We start from the raw sequence: 6,823 nt of genomic DNA on the forward strand, positions 1-6,823 counted from the left end.
TACCTGCTTGAATCCGTGGCGGAATACCTGCTCGACGAACAACCTCAACTCGTGCGCCGCAGCGCCCTCGACACCTTCAATGCCGAACTGTCGATAGCCCGGGACGCGCTTGCGCGCGTCGAAAAACGCATCGAGCGACTCGAACAAAAAGCCGAAGCCCGAGGCGCATCTGCGCCCGGCGCCGCGTCATCGCGCGGCACGAGCAAGTAATGGGCTGAACCATGCGCTTTCTGCGTTTTTTCAAGATTTTCTTCACCGTAGTGCGATTCGGGCTCGATGAACTGGTGCTGAGCGGCATTCAGGACCGGCGCGTTCGCCTGCTGATGCGCATGACCACGTTCGGCCGAAAGTTCGAGGTCGCGCGCGGCGTGCGTTTGCGTCTCGCGCTTGAAAGCCTGGGCCCGATCTTCGTGAAGTTCGGGCAGGTGCTGTCCACACGCCGCGATCTGCTGCCGGTCGATATCGCGAATGAACTCGCGAAGTTACAGGATCAGGTGCCGCCGTTCGATTCGGATGTGGCTATCGCGATCGTGGAAAAGTCGCTGGGTGCGCCTATCGACGTTTTGTTCGACGACTTCGAGCGCGTGCCGGTTGCCAGCGCATCGATTGCGCAGGTGCACTTCGCCAAGATCAAGACGGGCGCGCACGTGGGCAAACCGGTCGCGGTGAAGGTGTTGCGGCCGAATATGCTGCCGGTCATCGATTCGGACCTGGCGTTGCTGCGCGACATCGCTTACTGGACCGAGCGGTTGTGGGCCGACGGCAAGCGCCTGAAACCGCGCGAAGTGGTCGCCGAGTTCGACAAATATCTCCACGACGAACTCGACCTGATGCGCGAAGCCGCAAACGGCAGCCAGTTGCGGCGCAACTTTGCGGGCCTCGATTTGCTGATGGTCCCGGAGATGTACTGGGACTATTCCGCGCCCACGGTCCTCGTCATGGAGCGCATGGTCGGCGTGCCGATCAGCCAGGTGGAAGTGCTGCGGGCGGCCGGGGTCGATATTCCCAAGCTGGCCCAGGAAGGCGTCGAAATCTTTTTCACGCAGGTTTTCCGCGACGGTTTTTTTCATGCCGACATGCACCCCGGGAACATTCAGGTAAGTCTGGCGGAGGACACGTTCGGGCGGTATATCGCGCTGGATTTCGGCATTGTGGGCGCGCTTTCCGACTTCGATAAAAACTACCTCGCGCAGAACTTCCTGGCGTTTTTCAAGCGCGACTATCATCGCGTCGCCACGCTGCATCTGGAATCCGGATGGGTGCCGCCGACTACGCGCGTCGAAGAACTCGAAAGCGCGATTCGCGCCGTGTGCGAGCCGTACTTCGACCGGGCGCTCAAGGATATTTCGCTGGGACAAGTGCTCATGCGGCTCTTTTCCACGTCGCGCCGCTTCAATGTCGAAATCCAGCCACAGCTTGTGTTGCTGCAGAAAACCATGCTGAATGTGGAAGGCCTGGGCCGCTCACTCGATCCCGATCTCGACCTGTGGAAGACCGCCAAGCCGTATCTCGAACGCTGGATGAACGAACAGGTCGGCTGGCGTGGCTGGTATGAACGGCTCAAACTCGAGGCGCCGCAATGGAGCAAGACGATGCCCCAGTTGCCCCGTTTGATCCATCAGGCGCTGGCCAGTCAGCACGACTCGTCGCGTGGCGGCAATGACGAACTCATTCGCTTGGTCCTGCAAGAGCAGAAGCGGACCAACCGGCTGTTGCAGGCGCTGCTGATTTTTGGTCTGGCGGTGGCCGCAGGCGCCGTGCTCGCCGAGTTCTGGCAGGTAATTGCGTACGGAGGCTAGACCATGGTCGATGACCCCAAACCGGCTGGGCCCGCTGCGGCGCCCGTGTTCAATACTCGCGACGCCAATTCGCCCGAGTTCTGGGACGAACGGTTCGACCGGCGTTTCATGCCGTGGGATCAGGCTGGCGTCCCCGAGGCGTTCATGGCGTTTGCGCTCGAGCATCGCAAAACCTTGGGAAGCGTGCTGGTTCCCGCCTGCGGCAGCGCGTACGAAGCGCTTTGGCTCACGCAGGAAAATTGGCAGGTCAAGGCCATCGACTTTTCACCGAGCGCGGTCGCCGCGGCTCGTCAGCAATTGGGCGTACACGCGGACGTGGTCGAACAGGCGGATTTCTTCGCGTATCAGCCGCCGTTTGAACCGGACTGGATTTACGAGCGCGCTTTTCTCTGCGCTTTGCCGCGTGAGCGCTGGCCGGATTACGCCACACGCATGGCGGCGCTCCTTCGACCGGGTGCATTGCTCGCCGGATTCTACTTTCTCGGCACGACGCCCAAGGGGCCGCCGTTTGGTATCGAAAGGGACGCGCTCGATGCGTTGCTGACTCCCCATTTCGAACTGGTCGGAGAGCACGATGTAACCGGTTCAATCAGCGTCTTCGCCGGGCGCGAGCGCTGGCTGACATGGCGCCGCCGCCCGGAAGTTTGAGCTGCCCGCTCTTTAAACCGCGGAAACTGCCGCCAATTAAGGAGCCGGTGGTTTCCGCACCGCTCCGCACGAAAAATTACGCGCGGCCGGCTCGCGCGCCGCGTTTCGGCGATGTAAAACGCGCGCCAACCTGTTGCATCGGGTTGCAAAGCCGCGCGGGCGGGGCCGAATTTAAGGGGTCGCTGATGGTTTGCGGCTATAATTCAAGGCTTTGGTGCGACACGCATCCTCGTGTCCGGGTAGTCCCAACGTAAGGGACATCGACTAGCGGCAACGGTTTGGGCGAAAAGCCTATTCCCACCTGCCGCGACCGTATCGGGTAGTACGACATCAGAAAGGGCGCGAGTCCTGTATGCAACTGTCCGAATGCTGATACTTGCTTGTGAAACGATACCCGGTAGGGCATTTCTGGGTGTCGTCTAACGACGACTACCAGATTGCATGCCTGGTGATCGTCCTGCTTTGACCTGATTACCGTCAGGCCCCGCCTTGTTAGCGGCTTCATCTCCGCTACCAAGCGGAATGAAGTTTGTAGGTCCCGCGCGATTTGCAACGGATTCGCAGCGCGATACGAGCGAGAGCTCGGTGTGTCATGGTTCGGCATGCTTCTGCTGTATGGAAGCGAGTAGTGAACCTGCTATACGACTAGCAGTAGCCTAGGAAGACATGCGTCACTGGCAACGGTGGGGTGTGAAGCTCTTCCGACAAAGGGTCCTCCGGTTTTGGGGCAGACGGCAACCGTGAGGTTGTCGTGTGGATACTCCTAGCAGCGATGGGGTTGAGACTCAAGGCTGGCTGATATGGTTAATGTAAGTGAACTGCTGATAAACCCCGTAAGAATTGAGGTGCCAAAGCTGCTGTTAGGCATCAACCAAAAGGTGTGCGGTCGGTTAACTCGCTCGAAGCTCGGGTTACGTCGTCATTAGACCGCCGGGGGAGAGGTGGAACCTAAGTCAGTCGTGTGACACGCCGGGAACGTGGTAAGCCCGTATGGTTGCCAGTCTTGTTTGGCTGGCAGGCGGACCGCAAGGGACGCTGTTGATTGTGCGGGTATGGGAGGACGGAAAAAGCGAAGGCCGGTCTGTAATGGGTCGGATAGGGGTTGCAACATTACTCCACGTGAAAGCGGGCAGACTTCCGTCTGGTCTACCGTCGCAAGATGGCTGACTACCCTCAACGCTTGAGAAGTTCGGGATGGCTTTTGGTCGTCCATTCATTTTTTTTAGCCCCTTGCGGGAGCAAATCGCTCCCACAAGGGGGATGGTTTGTTCTTCGCTCGGGATTCACTTCTTCGAGTAGGAGAGCAGCATGAAAGTATCTGGTCGAAAGACTGGATCTGCGCTTTCCCACGCACCTAACGACTGGTATGCCGTAGATTGGCGTCGAGTTGAACGGAACGTGAGAGGGATGCAGATTCGAATTGCGAAGGCGACGCGGGAAGGCAAATGGCGCAGGGTGAAAGCCTTGCAACGGATGTTGACCCGCACGTTGTCCGCTAAGTTGTACGCGGTACGACGTGTTACGCAAAACCAGGGTGCGCGAACGGCTGGAGTCGATCGCGAACTATGGGATTCGCCCGTAAGTCGACGGCTTGCTGTCGACCGGTTGAAGCGGCGTGGATACCGGCCCCTGCCTTTACGGAGGGTCTTTATCCCCAAGGCCAATGGAAAGGAACGTCCTTTGGGCATTCCGACCATGCATGACAGAGCGATGCAAGCTCTGTACTTGCTGGCCTTGGAGCCGGTGGCAGAGTCCACGAGCGATCCGAACTCGTATGGGTTCAGGAGTCATCGCTCAACGGCCGACGCCATGTCCCAGATTTTCGTTTCTATGTCCCAGAAGGGTTCGGCCCAGTGGGTGTTGGAAGCGGATATCAAAGGATGCTTTGACCACATCAACCATGACTGGCTGGAACGCAATGTCCCAATAGATACGGCGATTCTCCGGAAGTGGTTGAAGGCTGGCCTGATTTATCAAGGTCAGTTGCAGGCGACGGAGGCCGGTACGCCACAGGGGGGCATCATTTCCCCGACGTTGGCCAATGTGACGTTGAACGGGCTGGAGCGAGAGCTGGTGGCGCACCTCAGTGCGAAACTCGGGACCGCGAAGGCCAAGAAGCTGAAGGTTCATGTGGTGCGGTACGCGGACGATTTCGTTATCACCGGGGACTCGCAAGAGGTACTGGTCAACGAAGTCCGACCTTGGGCAGAAGCCTTCCTCGCGGTTCGAGGTTTGCAGCTCTCAGAGGAGAAAACGCGGATCACACACATAGATCAAGGTTTTGATTTCCTTGGGTGGAATTTCCGGAAGTACTCGGGAAAGCTACTCATCAAGCCAAGCAAGAAAAACGCGCAAGCGTTCTATCGCAAGGTGGCGGAAACGATCAGCGGCAACAAAGCGGTACGGCAGGAGGATCTGATCCGACTGTTAAATCCGATGCTACGGGGCTGGGCGCAGTATCACAGTCCCGTAGTTGCCAAGCAGGCGTACACCCGCATGGAGTATCTGATTTTCCAGAGGCTTCAGCGGTGGGCAGCCCGGCGGCACCCTCAGAAGAACTCCGACTGGGTGAGGTCGAAGTACTTTCATTCGGTCGGCGAACGGAACTGGGTGTTTGCTGCTCCCATGGTTAAGCGGGACGGCAGTAGAGGTTTGTTTGAGCTGTACCAAGTCAGCGGCACAGTCATCAAACGACACGTGAAGATTAAGGGGGATTTCCATCCTTTTGATCCCATGTGGGAGCAGTACGGCGAGAAATTGCGGCAGGATCGCATGTGGGAGTCGATGCGCTATCGCAAGCAATGGGCGACGCTGTACATGTCACAGGGTGGGTTGTGTGCACACTGTGACACTGCGCTGACGGACGAGACGGGTTGGCACGATCACCATCTGGAGTATCGGATGCATGGTGGCAAAGACACGCTGTCCAACAGAGTTTTGCTTCACCCGCACTGTCACCAGCAAGTGCATGCTGGCAACGTTGTTGTGACGAAGCCGGTCCTGACCTGATCAGGATTTTGTCTGTAGGCTTGAGCTGTATGCGGGGAAACTCGCACGTACAGTTCTTAGGGGGCCCTTCATCCATAAGGATGGAGGGCTACCCTACCAAGCGCCGAAACGTTAATCGTAGGAAGAGTGCCATGCCGATCTACGCGTACCGCTGCGAGTCATGCGGCTTTCAGAAAGACGCGCTCCAGAAAATGAGCGATGCGCCGCTCAAGACTTGTCCGGAGTGCGGAAAGGACACGTTCGCCAAGCAGGTCACCGCTGCAGGCTTTCAATTGAAGGGCTCCGGCTGGTACGTGACGGATTTCCGCGGCGGTAATAACGGCGCGCCCGCGGCCGCCAAGAAAGATGAAGGCGCCAAGGCCGAAACGAAGAGCGAAAGCGCATCGGATTCGAGCAACTCGGGCAAGGAATCGCCGAAAAGCGATTCGTCCACGGCGAGCGCACCAGCATCGGACAGCTCGAAGAGCAGCGCGTCGTCCACCCCGGCGGCATCGAAACCGGCTGCTCCGGCATCTAATTGACGCTTTTCCGGCTCCTGAAGCGAAGCGCGAAGTCTACAACGGAAACGAAGTCCGACCCGCGCGATCACTTTCACCGCGCTCAAACGCTCGATCTGTCCGATCGCACGCACGCAGATGTCCGCCTGAAACTCAAGCTGCACATTGGGCGGCGAACCAGCCAAACCGAGGATTCCAGCGGTGCGGCCTTCCGGCTGTGTAAATGACGACCAAAAAGACTACGTTGAAATCCGTGTTCGCGACTGGCTTGCTGGTGCTGGTGCCGCTCGCCATCACCTTGTGGGTGATCGGGCTCGTGATCGGAACCATGGACCAGACGCTGCTGCTCCTGCCGGAATCCTGGCAGCCCGAGCGCGTGTTCGGTTTCCATCTGCCGGGCCTGGGCGCCGTGCTCACGCTCGCGTTCATTTTTGTCGTGGGCTTGCTCACGCAGAACTTCGTCGGCCAGAAACTGGTCGAGTGGTGGAATGTGATCGTGCGTCACATTCCCGTGGTCGGACCGCTGTATACCAGCGTGAAACAAGTGTCGGACACGTTGCTTTCGAGCAGCGGCAACGCGTTCCGCAAGGCACTCCTGATCCGTTATCCTCATTCGGGTTCGTACACCATCGGGTTCCTGACGGGCATTCCAGGCGGCGACGTCGTCAATCACCTGACCGAAGAACATGTGAGCGTCTACGTGCCGACCACGCCGAATCCCACCTCGGGCTTTTTCCTGATGGTGCCGAAAAGCGAAGTCATCGAGCTCGACATGTCCGTCGATGCTGCGTTGAAGTACATCGTGTCAATGGGAGTCGTCGCGCCGTCCATGCCGCAAGTGCAGGCCGCGCCGCGCCGTCCCGTCGACCA

General features: G+C 58.7%; 5 protein-coding genes and 1 pseudogene. All 6 read left to right on the forward strand.

The window, feature by feature from the left end:
• Window positions 1-210 (forward strand): annotated as a pseudogene (locus tag ACRXB1_RS26730) (sterol-binding protein); the annotation flags it as partial.
• An 11-nt stretch (window positions 211-221) separates the two neighbouring features.
• On the forward strand, window positions 222-1,799 hold the full coding sequence (gene ubiB, locus ACRXB1_RS26735; protein ID WP_062169086.1) for a ubiquinone biosynthesis regulatory protein kinase UbiB: 1,578 nt from the start codon (window positions 222-224) through the stop codon (window positions 1,797-1,799).
• A gap of 3 nt (window positions 1,800-1,802) precedes the next feature.
• Window positions 1,803-2,447 carry a methyltransferase domain-containing protein gene (locus tag ACRXB1_RS26740; protein WP_449493745.1) on the forward strand — a complete coding sequence of 215 codons (645 nt, stop codon included), beginning with the start codon at window positions 1,803-1,805 and terminating at the stop codon, window positions 2,445-2,447.
• Window positions 2,448-3,755: 1,308 nt separating this feature from the next.
• Window positions 3,756-5,456, forward strand: coding sequence for a group II intron reverse transcriptase/maturase (gene ltrA, locus ACRXB1_RS26745; protein ID WP_449493746.1), 1,701 nt, complete (start codon window positions 3,756-3,758; stop codon window positions 5,454-5,456).
• A gap of 131 nt (window positions 5,457-5,587) precedes the next feature.
• Window positions 5,588-5,977 carry an FmdB family zinc ribbon protein gene (locus ACRXB1_RS26750; RefSeq protein ID WP_075358958.1) on the forward strand — a complete coding sequence of 130 codons (390 nt, stop codon included), beginning with the start codon at window positions 5,588-5,590 and terminating at the stop codon, window positions 5,975-5,977.
• 199 nt (window positions 5,978-6,176) lie between these two features.
• The coding region (locus ACRXB1_RS26755) for a DUF502 domain-containing protein (protein ID WP_449493747.1) at window positions 6,177-6,823 on the forward strand (647 nt) is incomplete at its 3' end.

This window comes from Caballeronia sp. M23-90, assembly GCF_053574605.1.